Origin of the sequence: Phytohabitans kaempferiae (assembly GCF_042433955.1) — a bacterium.
GTDB lineage: Bacteria > Actinomycetota > Actinomycetes > Mycobacteriales > Micromonosporaceae > Phytohabitans > Phytohabitans kaempferiae.
This window is the reverse complement of record NZ_JBHLUH010000020.1, coordinates 61960-77615: the sequence shown is the minus strand read 5'-3', so window position 1 is coordinate 77615 and position 15656 is coordinate 61960. Positions and strand designations below refer to the sequence as shown.

The window sequence follows — 15656 nt, the reverse complement described above, 5'->3', positions numbered from 1 at the left end:
TCCATGACCACGCACCAGTACCTGATCCAGCTCGCCGCCTCGTTCACGTCGCGGCATCCGGAGTACGGCGAAGACGTGGCCAGGTGGCTCTCCTGGTGCCTGCCGCGCGGCATCGACCCGCTCCGTCCCGCCGCGCTGGCGATCGACTGCTACCAGCGCGAGACCAGCTGTGGCACCGAGCCGCTGCGGAGCTGGCTGCACTGGTCCCGCCCGCGGCGCGACCGGCACGAGGGGCCGCGTCCGGTCGCCGCTCTCGCCATGCGCCGTGCCGGTCGGGCGACCCCGGGCGCGCGCCGCCGGCCAGCCGCAATGCTCTCCGCGGACCAGACCCGGCGCCTGCTCCGGGCCGCCGACCGGCACCGGGGCGAGCCGGCGGCGGTCGCCCTCTTCCTGCTCGCGACGACCGACCGGATCCGGCTCCAGCAGATCTGCCGGATCGACCTGGCCGACATCGACGTACGGCTGGGCGGACCGGGCCGGCTGGTGCTGCACGTGCCGGCCGGGCCAGTACTCGCGCTGCCGAAGGTGGTGGCCGACCACGTGGCCGACCACCTGGCCGCGTACCCGAAGGCCCGGGAGGTAGCCGTCGAGGGCGACCGGAGCCGCGTGCCGCTGCTGCGCAACCGGGCCGGCGGCCGTACCACCCCCACCGGGCTCGGCCAGGGCATCCGCCGCATTGCCGCCACCGCCGACCACGACATCGGCGTGCTCGCCTACCGGATCACGCCGGGCTGGCTGACCGAGGTCGATCTCCGTACCTGGTAGCGCATACCTGGCAGCGCTGGCCCTGCCGCGTTGCGCCTCGCCGGTCTTCTGCCGGGGCTCTCGCCGGTCGGGATGATCACACGGACCGCGTTTGCTCCGCTTCCCTGGAGGAAACACGTAGGCGCCAGCGGTGTCACGTCTGGCTGTCTGGCGCTGCGGGCGGGTGGCTGCCGGGCGCCGGCGCCTTTCCGTATCGCTCGCATCCGTTGTGGCACAACGTTATCGGGAGGCGTTGGGATGCGAGATCTAGGCGCTTGCGGGTGAGGTATCGACAGTTATTGTCTATGTGGCTGTGGTGTGGGTGCCGAGGTGGTTGAAGAGGGTTTGCATGCCGATGCGTAGGGGGTTTTTCGTACTGGCGGTCGATGGTGGTCCAGTGGCTGGGTTTGCGGCCGTTTCGTGGGCTGCGGACGCCCGGCGAGGATGGGTGCGATGATGTGGTCGCGGAGAGTGAGTAGTGCGGTGATGGTGTGGGCGGCTGGGGCAATGGCGCTTCTTTAGGGTGTTTCTGCTGGTAGCGGTTTCACCCTGTGCAGAGTGATGGTGTGTGTTCTACCCGGCGGGTCGGGGGTCGGTCGCTGCGGCTGGGGTAGCGGTGGGTTTGGCGTTTGGTGGCGTGAGGGCTGGTTCTGCCGGGCCGGTTGTGGACGCGGCGGCCGAGTTCAGAGCAGGCGCGTTCACGGGCGTGTCGGAGTTGGTGAGGGGGAAAATCCGTCGGGATCCGGGACACGGATCGGCGGGCGGCGTTGCGGGCACGTAGGAATCTGATCCGCCTCCCGGGTCGACGCGGTGGTGTCGGGCGGCGTCGGCCGACCAGGTCGGCCAGGGCTTGGTAGAGGCAGAACAGCGCCCAGATCTCCTGCCGGGTCCCATCCGGGCTTTGCGAGCGCGTCAGCACGTTCGGGCCGCCGCGTAGGTCGGTCTTGACCGCGTCCAGCAGGGTTTCTGCCCGCCATCGTTCAGGTGCGCCGTGCACAGCTGGATGAAGGGGATGTCAGATGGTCTGGGTAGGGAGATCCTCTTGAGTTGAAGAAGGATGACGCATGACCGTGACTGACGATCGACGTGATACTCATCCGCTCGGTGTGCCGCCGGGCAGCGGGCCTACGACAGCGCGGGCGGCGATCAATCAGATGATTGAGGCGGGACTGCTCGACGATGTAATGGCTCGGGTGGACGCCGGCGAGTTGCGGCTGGCGGGGGAGGGTGGGTTCCTCCTGGAGATGATCAAAGCGGTTCTGTAGCAGGGGTTGGCCGCGGAACGGACCGGTCATCTGGGCTATGAGAAGGGCGATCCGGACGGGCGGGGTAGCCGCAACTCGCGGAACGGGTCGAGTCCGAAGAGCCCGGCGACCGAGGTCGGGGACGTGGCTTTGGCGGTGCCGCGGGACCGGGCCGGCAGCTTCGAGCCGCGGTTGGTGCCCAAGGGGGCGCGGCGGGCAGGCGGTCTGGACGACATGATCGTCTCGTTGTATGCGGGTGGGATGACCGTGCGGGACATCCAGCATCACCTGGAACGCACGCTGGGCACCGAGTTGTCCCACGACACCATTTCGAAGATCACCCGGCGGGGTCCTGGACGAGGTCAAGGCCTGGCAGAGTCGGCCCTTGGAGGAGATCTACCCGATCATCTACCTGGACGCCCTGGTGGTGAAGGTCCGCGACGGGCACACCGTGAAGAACCGGGCCGCACACTGCTGGTCGGGGGCGCCGGTGCAGTCCTGGATCGCCGTCTGGCTGCCGCCGTGAGGCACTTGGTGCCCGCGTACGCGGTCAGCTGCCTGCCGGAGGTGTAGTTCCACTGCTGGTTGCTTCCGCCGTTGCAGTCGTACAGCTTGACCTGGGTGCCGTTGGTCTTGCTGACGCCGGGCACGTCGACGCAGCGGCTGGACGGTACGCCACGGACCGCGCCGACCGCGGCCGAGGCAGGTGCCGCGACGGCGACCGCGAGCACGGACCCGGCCAGTGCGGTGGCCGCCGCGACGGCGACGGCCACCAGGGGATGAGGCTTCGACATTCGTAACTCCTCAACACGAGACACATCTATAGAGACATTTAGACCCATGAGTTGAGGAGGCGCAATGGGCTACCTTCCGCTCGCCAGCCCTTCGGGAGATCCGGGTACCACGCAGTCGTTCCTGCTCCGTTCGATCCTCGTGTAGTCGTCCGAGTTGCGGTAGTAGTGCCCGAATCCAGTGGTCCGGACGCAGATCGTCGGCGGTCCCAGCGCCCTGGCCCACGCGACGGTGAACGTGGGTCCGGTGCGCTGGCACGAGGTGATACCGTCGCTGGCCCCACGACAGTAGTCGCTGCTCGAACGGCGCAGGTTGCCGTTGTGCCGGATCTCCCAGCCGATGTTGAGCTGGTTCAGGTACTGGAAGTTCGGCGACCAGCCGCTCAGCGTGGCGGTCGGGTAGACGGTCGCCTCGCAGAACTCGATGTATGTCACGTAGCACCGCAGGCTGTACGGCACCTGGGCGGAGACGCTTCCCGCCGCCGGGAGCGGATAGTTCGACGCCAGTGTCACGGTCGGCGACCGGGGGCTCTCGCCGCCGTACGGGCCGATTTCCGTGACGTAGAACTGGTACGCGCTGCCGCCGAGTGGCCTGACGACCTGCCAGGTACGGCCGCTGACCGGGTAGGTCTGTCGCACGAACGCTCCGCCGGCGTCGACGTCGCGGACGTACAGGTAGAACCAGCCGCCCGGGTTTCCGGAGCTCCACGACACCCTCGCGGTCGCGTGGTCGGTCCAGCCGGCGCGCACGTTCGACGGTGCGAGGATTGTCGCGGTCGCCTGCACCGTACTGGAGGCCGGTCCCTCACCGCCCTCGTTGATCGCCCTGACGTAGAAGGCGTAGACGTGGCCGACGACGAGGTACCCGGCGGAGTAGGCGGTGCCGTTGGTGATGGGGTACCGGCTGCGCTGGAACGACCCGCCGGCGGTAACGTCCCTTGTGTACACGTAGTACCATAGGCCGCTGCCCGACGAGTTCCAGGTGAGGCGGATGGTGCCGTCGTTGCGTGCGGTCGCGGTCACGTTGGACGGCGCGGGCGGCGGCGGGACCGTCGCCGTCGCCTCCACGGTGTTCGACCGCGGGCTCTCCCCGCCGTCGTTGAACGCTGTCACGTAGAACGCGTACCTGTGGTTAAGCGTCAGGTGGTCGACGGTGAACGCGGTCCCGTTCGAGACCGGGTACTTCGACCGGGTGAAGCTCCCTGCCGAGGTGACGTCGCGGGTGTAGACCCAGTACCAGATCCCGGCTCCCGAGGAGCCCCAGGTGAGCCGGATCGTGCCGTCTGCGCGGGCGGTGGCGGTCAGGTTGGTGGGTGCCGGCGGGACCGGCAGGCGTGGGACCGCCTGCACGGTGTTGGACGGCGGGCTTTCGCCGCCGCCGGTGCCGATGGTGGTGACGTAGAAGGCGTACGTGTGGCCGTTCGTGAGGACCGTCGCGGTGTGCGTGGTGCCGCTCGTGATCGGGTACTGGCTCCGGACGAACTGCCCGCCCGCCGTCACGTCCCTTGTGTAGACGTAGTACCAGAGGCCGGCCGCCGGGGCCGTCCAGTTCAGGATCACCTGGCCGTTGCCCGCGGTCGCCCGGAGGTTTCGCGGCGCGGCCGGCGGCGGCATGTACGAGACGGCCTGTGCGGTGTTGGATGGCGCGCTCTCGTCACCGCTGGCGGCGATGGCGGTCACGTAGAACGCGTACGTGTCCCCCACGGTGAGGTACCCGGCGGTGAACGTCGTGCCGGTCGAGACCGGGTACTGGATCCGGGTGAACGCCTCCCCGTCGCTGACGTTGCGGTAGTAGACCCAGTACCAGATGTCCGGCCCGGAGCTGCCCCAGGAGAGCTCGATCGTGCCGTCGTCGCTCGGCGAGACGGTCAGGTTCGTCGGGGCGGGCGGCGGCGCCACGGTCGACCTCGCCTCCACGTGGTTCGAGGCACTCTCCCCACCCTCGTTGATGGAGGTGACGTAGAACTCGTACCGGTGTCCGGCGGTCAGGTAGCCGGCGGTGAAGGTGGTCCGGTCCACCACGGGGTAGATGCTCTTGGTGAACGTCGCCTCACCGTTGTCGATGTCACGGTAGTAGACGTAGTACCAGATGCCGGCGCCGGAGCTGGTCCACGACAGGCCGATCGTCCCGTCCTCCCTGGAGGTGGCGACGAGGTTTGTCGGGGCGGGTGGCGGCGCGATCCGGGACACCGCGCTTACTGTGTTGGACGCGAGGCTCTCGCCGCCCTCGTTGAAGGCGACTACGTAGAACTCGTACGTGTGGCCGACAGTCAGGTAGCCGGCGGTGTTGGCCGGGCCGGTCGACACCGGGTACTCGTGGCGGGTGAACTGCGCGTCCGGGTCTGCGGTCACGTCGCGGCTGTACACCCAGTACCAGATTCCTGGTCCGGAGCTGGTCCACGTCAGGCCGATCGTGCCGTCCTCATTGGAGCTGGCGACAAGGTTTGTCGGCCTCGGCGGCGGGTCGATCCGGCTCGTCAACTGTACCACATTGGACGGTGGCCCCTCGCCGCCGCCGTTGAACGCGTGTACCCGGAACTCGTAGACGCCACCGCGGGTGAGTCCGGTGATCCTCGCAGTCGTCCCGTTGACCACCGCGCTCCGGGCCTCGGCGAAGTCCGCCTCGTTCGCCGTGAGGTTCCGCTGGTACACCCGGTAGTTGATCCAGCCCGCGCCGCTGACCGCGCCCCAGCTCAGTGACACCGAGCCGTCTGGGTTCGCGGTGCCGGTCAGGTTCGCCGGCGCCTGGGCGGGCGGCGGTATGACCACCACGACGCTCACCGGCAGGGACGGGGGCCCCTCTCCCGACGTGTTCTGGGCGGTCACCCGGAACTCGTACACGCCAGGGTTGAAGATGCCGACGGTGGTCGACGTGGCCGAGACGGTGCCCGAGGGGCGGGTGAACTGGGTTGCGCCGGCGTCCGCGTTGCGCTGGTACACGCGGTACACGACGTTGGAGTTCTTCGCACCGCCGGGCATCGTCCACGAGAGGTTCACCGCGCCGGTGGAGTTGGCAGAGCCGGTCAGGGCGCGCGGCGCGTCGGGCAGGAGGCTGGCGTCGACCGGCGGCGGGAGCGTCACGTCGACGAACTTCGGCCGGTAGCGGCGGGCGTTCGCGTACACGTCGTCGGGGTCGAAGCTGTTGACGTTGTACGACACGACGAAGTCGCCCGAGCTGCTCTGCTCCGGATGGATCCGGGCGTTGTAGACGTATGTGTTCCCGCTCGCCTCCGGCGCCTGGTAAAGGAGTCTAGGGTGGAGGAACGGGCCGGTGGGGGTCTCGGCGGAGAAGCCGAGGATCCGGGCGGTGAAGGGCTGGCTCTCGTCGAAGGTCACCAGCACGTACCGGCCATTGTGCTCCTTGACGCTGAACCCGGCGCCCACGTCCGTCATGACGCGGGCCGCCTGGGACTCCAGGGCGCTCCACGACTGGCCGTTCCAGAACCGCAGGGACGCGGCGTTGGTCACGGTGTTCTCCGGAGCGCGCGCCACGTACATGTTGCGGGTCGCGCCGTCGTTCGCCGTGCCGTAGACGTAGATGTAGCCGTCGCCGCCCGGCACCGCCGCCGCGCCCCAGTCGATCTGCTTGCCGAGCCCCAGCGGGGTCAGGCTCACCAGCGTGAGGTCGGGCAGTGAGAAGCGGGCGACGGCCTGGTCCAGCGTGGTGAAGGAGAGGGCTCCGCCACCGCCGTGGCCGACGTGCGTGTAGAAGACATGCAGCTCGCCGCCGACCACCCGGGCTTCGCCCGGCCACCAGCCGAGGTCGTCGGGGTCGGTGGAGGGCGTACCGACGAACTGGTGCGGGTTCGTGGGGGTACCGCCGATCAGGGTCTCGGTGAGGGTGTCGCCGTCCTGAATGACCACTGAGTTGTGCACCATCGGCGTGCCGCGGGGGCGGGTGCCGTCGGGGTTGACGGTGCCGAGCATCGTGTCGCCGAAGAACCAGGCGACCCTACCGTCCGGCAGCTCCACCGACACCGTCTCGTCGCCGCCGGTCCAGTGGCCGCCCTGGTCCCCGTACGCGTTGAACAGCTCGTTGAGGTCCGAACTGGACACCGATGTGCCCGGCTGGTCCGGCAGCGGCACGTACAGCAGGCGGCTCGCCGCGGCGGGACTCTGGGAGTTCTGCACGACGCCGGGTGTCGCGTCCGCCACTAGGGCCGCACGCACCTGGCTCGGCGAGAAGCTCGGATGCGTGGCGAGCAGCGTCGCGGCGGCTCCGGAGACCTGGGGCGCGGCGAACGACGTACCGGTGTCGGGCGGCGCGCTGAGTGCCGGGTTCAGATGCGACGCGGACGGGACGTCCACGCCCGGGGCGAACAGCGTCACGCAGTCGCCGTAGCTGTTGTCACTGAAGCTCTGGTCGAACTGGTCCGTCGCGGCTACCGAGATGCCGCCCTCGGAGCCGGCGGCGACGTTGGTCGGCGAGGTGGTGCAGGTGTCCTCGTTCGGGTCGTTGCCCGCCGCGATGACCACCGTGAAGCCGTTGTCGAGGAGCATCTTGGTCGTCTGGTCGACGATCGACACAATGCCCGGGAACCCGAGGCTCATGTTGACCACCGCGGGCTTCTGACCGTTGACAAGGATGTGGTTCAGCCCGGCGACGAGGCCGCTCACAGTGCCGGAGTTGCAGTCGAGCACCTTGATGGAAATGATTGGGGACTGCTTCGCCACGCCATACCGGCTGCCGGCCGCCAGACCGGCCACATGGGTGGCGTGTCCGTCACAGTCCCGGTACGGCGCGGGGGCGAACGCGTTGAAGCCGACACTCACCCGGCTCAGCGGACCGCCGAAGTCCACGTGGTTGAGCAGGATGCCGTCGTCGACGATGTAGATCGGCACGTTCGTCGTACCGTGGTTGAACCTGCCGTCCGGCGGTTGCGCCCGCTGGTCGATCCGGTCCAGATGCCACAGGTCGTACGGCTGGTTGGGATCAGGTCCGCTGGGAAACGCCCGGGTGTCCTGCGTGTCCCGGCGGAAACCCCGCAGGTTCCGCTCCACGTACTCCACCGCCGGGTCGCGGGCGAGCCGGCTGGCCTGGGCGTCGGTCGCGGAGAACGCGAAGCCGGGCAACGCCTCGTAGACGTTCATCACCGATCCGCCGTACTTCGCGACGAGCTGCCGCACGGTGGCCTCGACGTCGGAGCCGGCCGCCTGCTTCGCGAGCATGGCCAGGAACTGACCGGGTATCGCCGTCCTGGCGTCCGCGTTCCGGATCTCGCCGGAACGGGACGCGTCCGACATGGGCAGAAGCGTTACGGTGATCGCGAAGATGATCAGTGCGGTGACTCCCGAGCGAACGCGGTTCATGGCTCCCCCATCGACCGACACCACTTCCGGCGACGGCAGTATGGCAGTGGCGGCGGCGCGGTCACCACAAGGTCGTCCTACACGTTCAGAGATCGCCGGTTCCTCCGCTTAGGATGGCAATTGCACGGACCATCGGTTGGCATTGAGGATGAAGGATCCATCAATGTCGTTTGACGCCGAACGGAGGGAACGCCAGGTCAGTGATCATGATCACCTACGCATCACCCGTTCCCGCCACCGCGAAAGTGAACACCAGATGGCCTCGCTGAGCCCTCGGCGGGCCAAATAAGCTGGTGAATGTGGCGATCGCGATCGTGGGGGCGGGGCCGGTCGGCGCGTCGACGCGCATATCACCTACGAGGTGCGGACGTCGCGGTCGTCGCCCACAGGAGCCGGGAGACGACGACATGTACCGGCAGTCCGGGGGCTGCATCTGCTGGCACCGGAGCGGGCCGGAGCGGGCCGCGGCGATCGCCGAGACCGGCCGGTTCGTGTCCGACAGCGTCCGCGAGGGCGCGCCGATCCGGGTCCGCGACATGCCGTACCTGTTCCTCGACATGGGCGCCTTCGTCCCCGGGCTCAACATCATCGCCTCCGACCTCGTAGACCACCTGCTCACGCAGGCCGCCGCGCCCCGGATCGACCTCGGCGCGGTCACCGCCGTCGTGCCCGTCGCCGGGCGCTACCGGGTCGTTGGCACCGGTGGCGATCTGACCGCCGGGTCGTCGTCCTGGCCTGTGGCACCGGCAACCTCGCGCTCATGCCGGCGCTCCGCGCACCGGTGGAGAAGCACAGCCTGATGGTGGTCGACGTCCCTGTTGACGAGCTGCGGCGCGCCATGCCACACATCGTGAGCCGCCTCGGCGCCGGATGCGTGTAAAGCTTCGTCAAGGAGCACGACGGCCAGCTGCGGATTCACGTGGGCCAGGAGGAGCTTGTCGACGACGACGCCCCGGTCCGGTCGACTACCTGCCCGCGCTGACCGGCCCGGGGCTGGCGGCACGCCTGCCGTACCTCGCCGGGGCCCGCACCGTTGGCGTGCTGTGGCCGGAGGCGGACTGACGTCGACGTGCACGGTCTCCGCGGGCTTCACGTCGATCTCGATCGAGTTGGCCAGGTCAAGGCTGCTGCAGTCCTCCCCGTCCAGCAGTTCGCGGGCGCTGCACCGGTACAGGTAGGCGAGCTTGTTGAGCGTGTCCGGCGACAGTGTCCTGCCTCCCGGGGCCGGCCAGATTTCCCAGTACGAGAATGGTCTTCGCGGTCTTCGGCGTGCGGGGTCCGGCCATTGGACATTCAACCTGCTACCGCGAAGACCACTCCCGAGTCCGCACCCGGTCCGGACCACGCGTGCGGGCATCCCTGCGCAACCTGGCGATCAACGCGCTACGCCTGGCCGGACGCCTCGACATCACCAAAGCCACCCGATGGGCCAGCCGGAACATGACCGGGCCCTTCACCATCCTCGGCATCACATCATGATCTTGAAACGCCCGTGGGTCATGACGCAGGGCCAACTCGCGCATGTGATCGCAGGAGATCGCCCCGGCCACGATCGTCAACCCGGCCACGGTTAGCGCGCACTACACGCGTAACGCCTTGTGGCAATGCTTCCCCATGTTCCTTCGACGCGGCCAGTCTGGTCATCGAGAGCACGCTTGACCTGCCCAAGCCCGCCTATGGCGTTGGTGTGGAGAGGGACGTGCGATGAGTGGTTGTATAACGGCAGCTACCTGCCACGATCTGCTCGGAGCCGTGTCCGGTGAGTGGGCGGCGGCGGTTGCGGCGGATCGCCGGGGGCCGGTTGACTGCCGCGGTGACGACCAACGATATCGCCGAGCGGCTGCTGCGCGCGTACGTGACCCGTGAGGCGATCGAGCCGATCTCGTCCGGGCCGGGCGTGCGGACCGTGGACGAGGCGTACGCGATCCAACTCGCCCAGGTGGACCGGTGGCGCCGGGACGGGCGCGTGGTGCGGGGACACAAGATCGGGCTGACCTCGGCGGCGATGCGCGAGCAACTCGGCATCGACCAGCCCGACTACGGGCACCTGTTCGAGGACATGTTCTTCACGCCGGGCGAGCCGGTCCCGGTGGGCCGGTTCCTCCAGCCGCGCGCCGAGCCGGAGATCGCGTTCGTGCTCTCGGGCGACCTGGCGGGTCCGGGGCTGACCGTCGACGACGCCGCGGCGGCGGTGGGGTCGGTGCACGCGGCGCTGGAGATCATCGACTCGCGGATCGCGGACTGGCGGATCGGTCTGGTGGACACGATCGCGGACAACGCGTCGTCCGGGGGCGCGGTGGTCGCCGCCGAGCCGCTGCCCGTCGCGGCGACCGATCTCGCCGACGTGGAGTGCGTCTTCCGGGTCGACGGCGAGGTGGTGGCGACCGGCGTGGGCAGCGACGTCTCGGGCACGCCGCTGGGCGCGCTGGCATGGCTGGCGAATCGCCTCGGCGAACTCGGCCACCGGCTCGAGGCGGGGCACGTCGTGCTCTCCGGCTCGCTCACCAAAGCGGCGGGGATTTCCGCCGGTAATGTCGTGACGGCCGATTTTCCCAGCCTCGGAAGTGTCCGCGCGACATTTGCTTGACGGCAATTCATAACGATTACGAAACCGTCGCCGCGGAGACCTGCGGCGGCGGTTTGGCGTGCCATTTTCCGGCCCGTTCCCGGTAAGGTGGCGGACGCGGCGCGTGACGAGGTGGACACGACGCGCAGTCACGTTGTGGATCTTCTGGGGCCCGCCGGCAGGTATGTCATGATGGGCCATGTAATGGGCGAATGTCCGTGTGACCAGGGGTTCGGCGAGGGTGGCCCGCCGCCGCCAGGTAGCGGGCGTTCCGCTGAGTGGTATGGCGCTCTTGCCCGTGATCGGGGTCGCGGTGTTGGCTTCCTCACCTATCGCACCCCATTGGCAGCGGGGCCGGGGAACGACGTTGTCCGTCGCGTTGTCGCCATTTCCTGGTGGATTCAAATGTGTCGTTGAACGGTGAAAGAGGGCCGGCAGTGAAAACCAGACATAGGATTCTGATGGCCACCGCCGCGGTGGCCTTGACGCTCGTCGGCTCGGCCTGTGGAGGCGGTGACGACGAGAGTTCGGGCTCCGGCGACGGCGAGGGCAACCTCGGCACGATCAAGGTCGCGGTGGGCATCCGGCAGACGTTCGAGTTCCTCCCCGCCGAGTACGGCAAGGAGCTCGGCGTGTGGCAGAAGCGCGGCCTCAACGTGGAGAACATCTACGTCCAGGGCAGCGGCCAGGTCTCCCAGGCCATGGCCTCGAACCAGACCGAGCTGGGCCTGACCGCCGGTGCTTCCGGCGTGGACGCGATCCTCAGCGGTGTGCCGTCCAAGATCGTCGGGCTCATCGGCAAGGACTTCAAGATGATGCTCGTGGTCGTGCCGAAGGACTCGCCGATCACCGACATCAACGGGCTCAAGGGCAAGACGATCGGCGTATCGGCCGCCGGCTCGCTCACCGACTACCTGGCCAAGACCATCGCGGTGCACCAGGGCTGGGCCGAGACCGACATCAAGCGGGCCAACGTCGGCGGCCTCAACGAGCAGCTCGCCGCGCTGGAGTCCGGCGCCACCGACGCGTTCGTCTGGTCCGCCGAGGCCGGCTTCGCGCTGGAGGAGCAGGGCAAGGGCCGGGTCCTCATGGACTTCGGCGACGTGGTCAAGGACAACGTCTTCGAGGACATCGTCGCCAACGACAGCGCCATCAAGGACCGCGAGGCCGCGGTGCGGGCGTACCTCGAAGGCTGGTACGAGACGGTCAACCACATGAAGGCCAACCGCGACGAGACGATCGCGTTCATGGTCAAGGAGTTCGAGGTCTCGGAGAACGTGGCCAGCAAGACCTACGACCACGACATCGACAACCTCTCGCTCGACGGCACCATCCCCGAGGTCAACCTCAAGGGGCTCGCCAAGTCGGTGGTCGACCAGGGCATCACCGACAAGGAGCCGGCCATCGAGACGTTCTGGGACGGTCGCTTCGTACCGGTCTCGGCGGCCGGATGAGCACCGACCAGACGGTCCGCCCGGCAGCCGGCGCCGCGGTCACCGACCGCGGTGCCGGCCCCGCGCCGGATACCGGGGCGCGGTCCCGCTGGCGGCTGTCCCCCACCGGGATGGGCATCGTTGGGGTCCTGGTGGTCTGGCTGGTCGCGTGGGAGCTGACCGTACGGACCGGGCTGATCAGCTCGACCTTCGCCGCCGCGCCGAGCGAGGTGGCGGTCGCGATGGTCGACCTGGCCGGCAACGGGAGCGTGCGGGCCGCGTTCGCCGGTGCGATCGGGATGTTCGTGGTGTCGTTCGCGATCGCGGCGGTGGCCGGCGTGCTGGCCGGCGCGGCGATGGGGCTGTCCCGGATCGCGTACCGGGTCTTCCATCCGGTCATCCTCGGCCTCTTCTCGACCCCGAAAATGATCTTCATTCCGATCTTCATCCTGGTGGCCGGCTTCGGCGTCGCCTCGAAGATCTCGTACGGCGCCGTGTCGGGGTTCTTCCCGGTCGCGGTCACCGTCACCGCCGGCGTGCGCATGGTCGACCGCCGGCTGCTGCTCGCCGCGCGCTCCATGGGCGCGTCGCGGTGGCAGACCCTGCGGAGCGTCGTCGTGCCGGGCTCGCTGCCCGCGGTCATGGCGGCACTCTGGTACGGCATGAAGCACGCCCTGCTCGGCGTGCTGATCATGGAGCTGTTCGCGTCGCAGGAGGGGATCGGCCACTACATCGGCCTCTACACCTCCACCTTCCGCACCGACCGCGTGTTCGCCCTCGTGCTGGGCCTGGCGCTCTTCGCCATCCTGCTGGGCTCCCTGTGGCGGTGGCAGGAGAAGCGGCTGAGCCGATGGAGAGGAAGCCATGGCTGAAACGACCACCGCACCGGCGCTGACCGCCACCGAAGTGACGATGGCCTACCAGACGCAGCGCGGGCACACCGTCGTGGCGCTCGACCGGGTGAGCCTCGACGTACGCCGGGGCGAGTTCGTGAGCCTCATCGGCCCGAGCGGCTGCGGCAAGTCCACGCTGCTGTACATCCTCGGCGGGCTGCGCCGGCAGACCTCCGGCGAGGTCGCGCTCGAGGGCCAGCGGATCACCGGCCCCACGCCGCGCAAGGTGGGCTTCGTCTTCCAGGACTACACGCTCTTCCCGTGGCGCACGATCATCTCCAACGTCGAGGCCGGGCTCGAGTTCCGCGGCATGGGCAAGCGGGAGCGGCGCGAGCGCGCGGAGCACAACCTCGACCTGGTCGGGCTCGGTGCCTTCGCCAACGCGTACCCGGGGGAGCTCTCCGGCGGCATGCAGCAGCGCGTGGCGATCGCCCGCGCGCTCTCCATGGACCCGGAGATCCTGCTGATGGACGAGCCGTTCGGCGCGCTGGACGAGCAGACCCGTACCGTCCTCGGCGAGGAGCTGGCCCGGATCCTGGAGAAGACCGGCAAGACGATCGTCTTCGTCACGCACAGCCTGAGCGAGGCGGTCTTCCTCTCCGACCGGGTCGTGGTCATGTCGGCCCGGCCGGGGCGGATCAAGGAGATCCTCACCGTGGACGAGCCGCGGCCGCGCCAGCCCGCGTTCTCCACCTCGCAGTCCTTCACCGACCTGCGCAACGGGCTCTTCGAGCTGCTGCACGAGGAGGTACGCGCGGCGACGCTCGCCGAGATGAGCGGCGCCGCCCTCGGCGGGGACGGCGGCCGCCGTGGCTAAGCGGGAGCGGCTCACCGCCGTCGCCATCCAGCTCGGCCTGGCGGCCGTGGTGCTGGCGGTGTGGGTCTACCAGACGCGTACCGGCCGGGTCTCGCCGATCCTGCTGCCCCAGCCGGAGCGCGTGCTGGAGCAGTTTCCCGAGCTGCTGCGCGACTCGGTCTTCTGGAACAGCCTGCGGGTGACCGCGCTGGAGCTGCTCGGCGCGTTCGCGGTGGCGGCCGTCTCCGGGCTGATCGTCGGCGTGCTGGTCGGCCGCTGGGCGCCGGCCGCCCGAGTCGCCACGCCGCTGCTCGCCTGGGCGCAGACCGTACCGATCATCCTGTTCTACCCGATCTGCATCCTGCTCTTCGGCATCGGGCCGATGTCCAAGGTGGCCTTCGGTGGCTTCTACGGCTTCTTCCCGATCGCGGCGAACACCGTGCTCGCCCTCTCCACCGTGCCGGCGCGCTACCTGACCGCCGCCGCGGCGCTCGGCGCGAGCCGGCGGCAGACCATCACGCGGGTACTCATCCCCGCCGCCCGGCCGCTCATCCTCTCCGGTATCCGGCTCGGCGCGGCGCTCTGCCTCATCGGGGTGCTCGCCGGCGAGCTGCTCGGCTCGACCGAGGGGCTCGGCTACCAGATCGCCTCCAGTTCGGGCTCGTTCCGGACGCCGGAGCTGTACGCGTACATCACCGTCGCCCTCGTCCTGGTCGCGATCTTCAACCTCGCGATCACCCGCGCGGACGAACGCAATGCGCGGGTATGAGCCGGGCCACCGCGCTCAGCACCCTGCTGTTCTGCCACGGCCTCGGCGTCAACACGGTGGCGCTGCCACTGCTGGCGCTGCACCACGGCCACGGCGCGACGGCGGTGGGCGTGCTGGTGGCGGTCTCCGGCGCCGGCCAGATCGGCATGCGGATCGCGGTGGCCCGCTGGGCACACCGGCTCACCGAACGCGGGCTGATCCTGGCCGCGGCGGCGTTGCTCTGCCTCGCCAGCGCGGTGGTGCTGGCGGAGTCGGCACTGTGGGCGTTCGTCCTGGCCAACCTCGGCCAGGGCGTCGCCCGCGGCTTCTTCTGGGTCGGGATGCAGGCCCACGTGGTACGCAGCGTGCCCGAGCCGAGGCGGGCGCTGGCGGTCGTCGACTTCGCCGGTGGCGTGGGGCTGGTGACCGGCCCGGCCATGATCGGCCTCGCCGGCGGCTCGCTGACCACCGCGCTCGTCCTGGGGATCGCCGCCACGGCGGTCGCCGCGCTGCCCACGCTCCGCATGGCCCGGCTGCCCCTGCCCCCGCCGGAGAAGTCGACCGCCAGCGCCCGGGTCTGGCGCCGGCCACCGCTGCGCCCGTCGGTGCTGGCCGCCATCTCCACCGGCACGTGGCGGGGCATGCTCGGCTCGTACGTCCCGGTGGTGCTCGCCGCCGCCGGCTACTCCGCCTCGGCGGTCGGCCTGCTCGTCGGGATCGGCTCGGCCACCAGCATCGCGGGATCGATGCTGGCCGGCCTGGCCCCGCCCCGGCGGCTGGCACCGCTCTACGTGTCCGGGGCGCTCGCCGCGGGGACGGGGCTGGTGGGCATCGGGCTGTGGCCGCGCGAGCTGCCGGTCGCGGTCGCGCTGCTGGTCGCCAGCGGCGTGGGCGCGGGCGCGTTGCAGACGCTCAGCACCTCGATGGCGGCCAGCGCGGTCGACCCCGAGGAACGCGGCCGCGTGGTGGCCGACGTCGGCACGTACCGGGCCGTCGCGCTGCTCACCTCGCCGCTGGGCATCGCCGCCCTGCTGCCCCTCTTCGCGCCCGGCGCGGCGATGGCACTGGTCGGGGCGGTCGCCGCCGTGCCCGCCCTGCGCCGCCCGCCGCCGTCCGCCTGAAGCCCGCACC

At 69.6% G+C, this 15656-nt stretch carries 12 protein-coding genes and 1 pseudogene; 11 read left to right on the top strand and 2 right to left on the bottom strand.

Annotation, left to right across the window (positions count from 1 at the left end; genetic code table 11):
• Positions 1-3: 3 nt before the first annotated feature.
• Both ACFFIA_RS13865 and ACFFIA_RS13860 read left to right on the top strand, forming a co-directional pair.
• Positions 4-765, top strand: coding sequence for a site-specific integrase (locus tag ACFFIA_RS13865; protein WP_377250702.1), 762 nt, complete (start codon positions 4-6; stop codon positions 763-765).
• Positions 766-1898: 1133 nt separating this feature from the next.
• A pseudogene (locus ACFFIA_RS13860) lies at positions 1899-2505 on the top strand (IS256 family transposase); the annotation flags it as partial.
• Here ACFFIA_RS13860 and ACFFIA_RS13855 read toward each other — a convergent pair.
• A complete protein-coding gene (locus tag ACFFIA_RS13855; protein ID WP_377250765.1) occupies positions 2393-2638 on the bottom strand; it encodes a ricin-type beta-trefoil lectin domain protein in 246 nt (81 codons plus the stop codon). The pseudogene ACFFIA_RS13860 and the gene ACFFIA_RS13855 overlap by 113 nt on opposite strands.
• Here ACFFIA_RS13855 and ACFFIA_RS13850 point away from each other — a divergent pair.
• On the top strand, positions 2610-2771 hold the full coding sequence (locus tag ACFFIA_RS13850) for a hypothetical protein (RefSeq protein ID WP_377250769.1): 162 nt from the start codon (positions 2610-2612) through the stop codon (positions 2769-2771). The genes ACFFIA_RS13855 and ACFFIA_RS13850 overlap by 29 nt on opposite strands.
• A gap of 80 nt (positions 2772-2851) precedes the next feature.
• Here the strand turns inward: ACFFIA_RS13850 and ACFFIA_RS13845 are convergent, their stop codons facing one another.
• Positions 2852-8089: a DUF5005 domain-containing protein gene (locus tag ACFFIA_RS13845; RefSeq protein ID WP_377250700.1), complete on the bottom strand. Its 5238-nt coding sequence runs from the start codon at positions 8087-8089 to the stop codon at positions 2852-2854.
• Between the two features lie 407 nt (positions 8090-8496).
• Between ACFFIA_RS13845 and ACFFIA_RS13840 the strand changes: the two genes are divergently transcribed.
• The 8 genes from ACFFIA_RS13840 (at position 8497) to ACFFIA_RS13805 (ending at position 15646) form a co-directional block, all read left to right on the top strand.
• Positions 8497-8889: a hypothetical protein gene (locus ACFFIA_RS13840; protein WP_377250698.1), complete on the top strand. Its 393-nt coding sequence runs from the start codon at positions 8497-8499 to the stop codon at positions 8887-8889.
• Between the two features lie 547 nt (positions 8890-9436).
• The gene (locus ACFFIA_RS13835) at positions 9437-9568 is read left to right on the top strand and encodes a hypothetical protein (RefSeq protein ID WP_377250696.1); all 132 of its coding nucleotides are present in this window, start codon (positions 9437-9439) and stop codon (positions 9566-9568) included.
• 334 nt (positions 9569-9902) lie between these two features.
• Positions 9903-10676: a 2-keto-4-pentenoate hydratase gene (locus tag ACFFIA_RS13830; protein WP_377250693.1), complete on the top strand. Its 774-nt coding sequence runs from the start codon at positions 9903-9905 to the stop codon at positions 10674-10676.
• Positions 10677-11116: 440 nt separating this feature from the next.
• Positions 11117-12109 (top strand): ABC transporter substrate-binding protein, encoded by a 993-nt coding sequence (locus ACFFIA_RS13825; RefSeq protein WP_377250690.1) that lies wholly within the window; start codon positions 11117-11119, stop codon positions 12107-12109.
• Positions 12106-12960 carry an ABC transporter permease gene (locus tag ACFFIA_RS13820; RefSeq protein ID WP_377250687.1) on the top strand — a complete coding sequence of 285 codons (855 nt, stop codon included), beginning with the start codon at positions 12106-12108 and terminating at the stop codon, positions 12958-12960. Before ACFFIA_RS13825 ends, ACFFIA_RS13820 begins: the two co-directional genes overlap by 4 nt.
• Positions 12953-13798, top strand: coding sequence for an ABC transporter ATP-binding protein (locus ACFFIA_RS13815; protein WP_377250684.1), 846 nt, complete (start codon positions 12953-12955; stop codon positions 13796-13798). The genes ACFFIA_RS13820 and ACFFIA_RS13815 overlap by 8 nt, the downstream gene beginning before the upstream one ends.
• A complete protein-coding gene (locus ACFFIA_RS13810) occupies positions 13791-14546 on the top strand; it encodes an ABC transporter permease (protein ID WP_377250682.1) in 756 nt (251 codons plus the stop codon). Before ACFFIA_RS13815 ends, ACFFIA_RS13810 begins: the two co-directional genes overlap by 8 nt.
• On the top strand, positions 14543-15646 hold the full coding sequence (locus ACFFIA_RS13805; protein ID WP_377250679.1) for an MFS transporter: 1104 nt from the start codon (positions 14543-14545) through the stop codon (positions 15644-15646). Before ACFFIA_RS13810 ends, ACFFIA_RS13805 begins: the two co-directional genes overlap by 4 nt.
• Positions 15647-15656 lie beyond the last annotated feature (10 nt).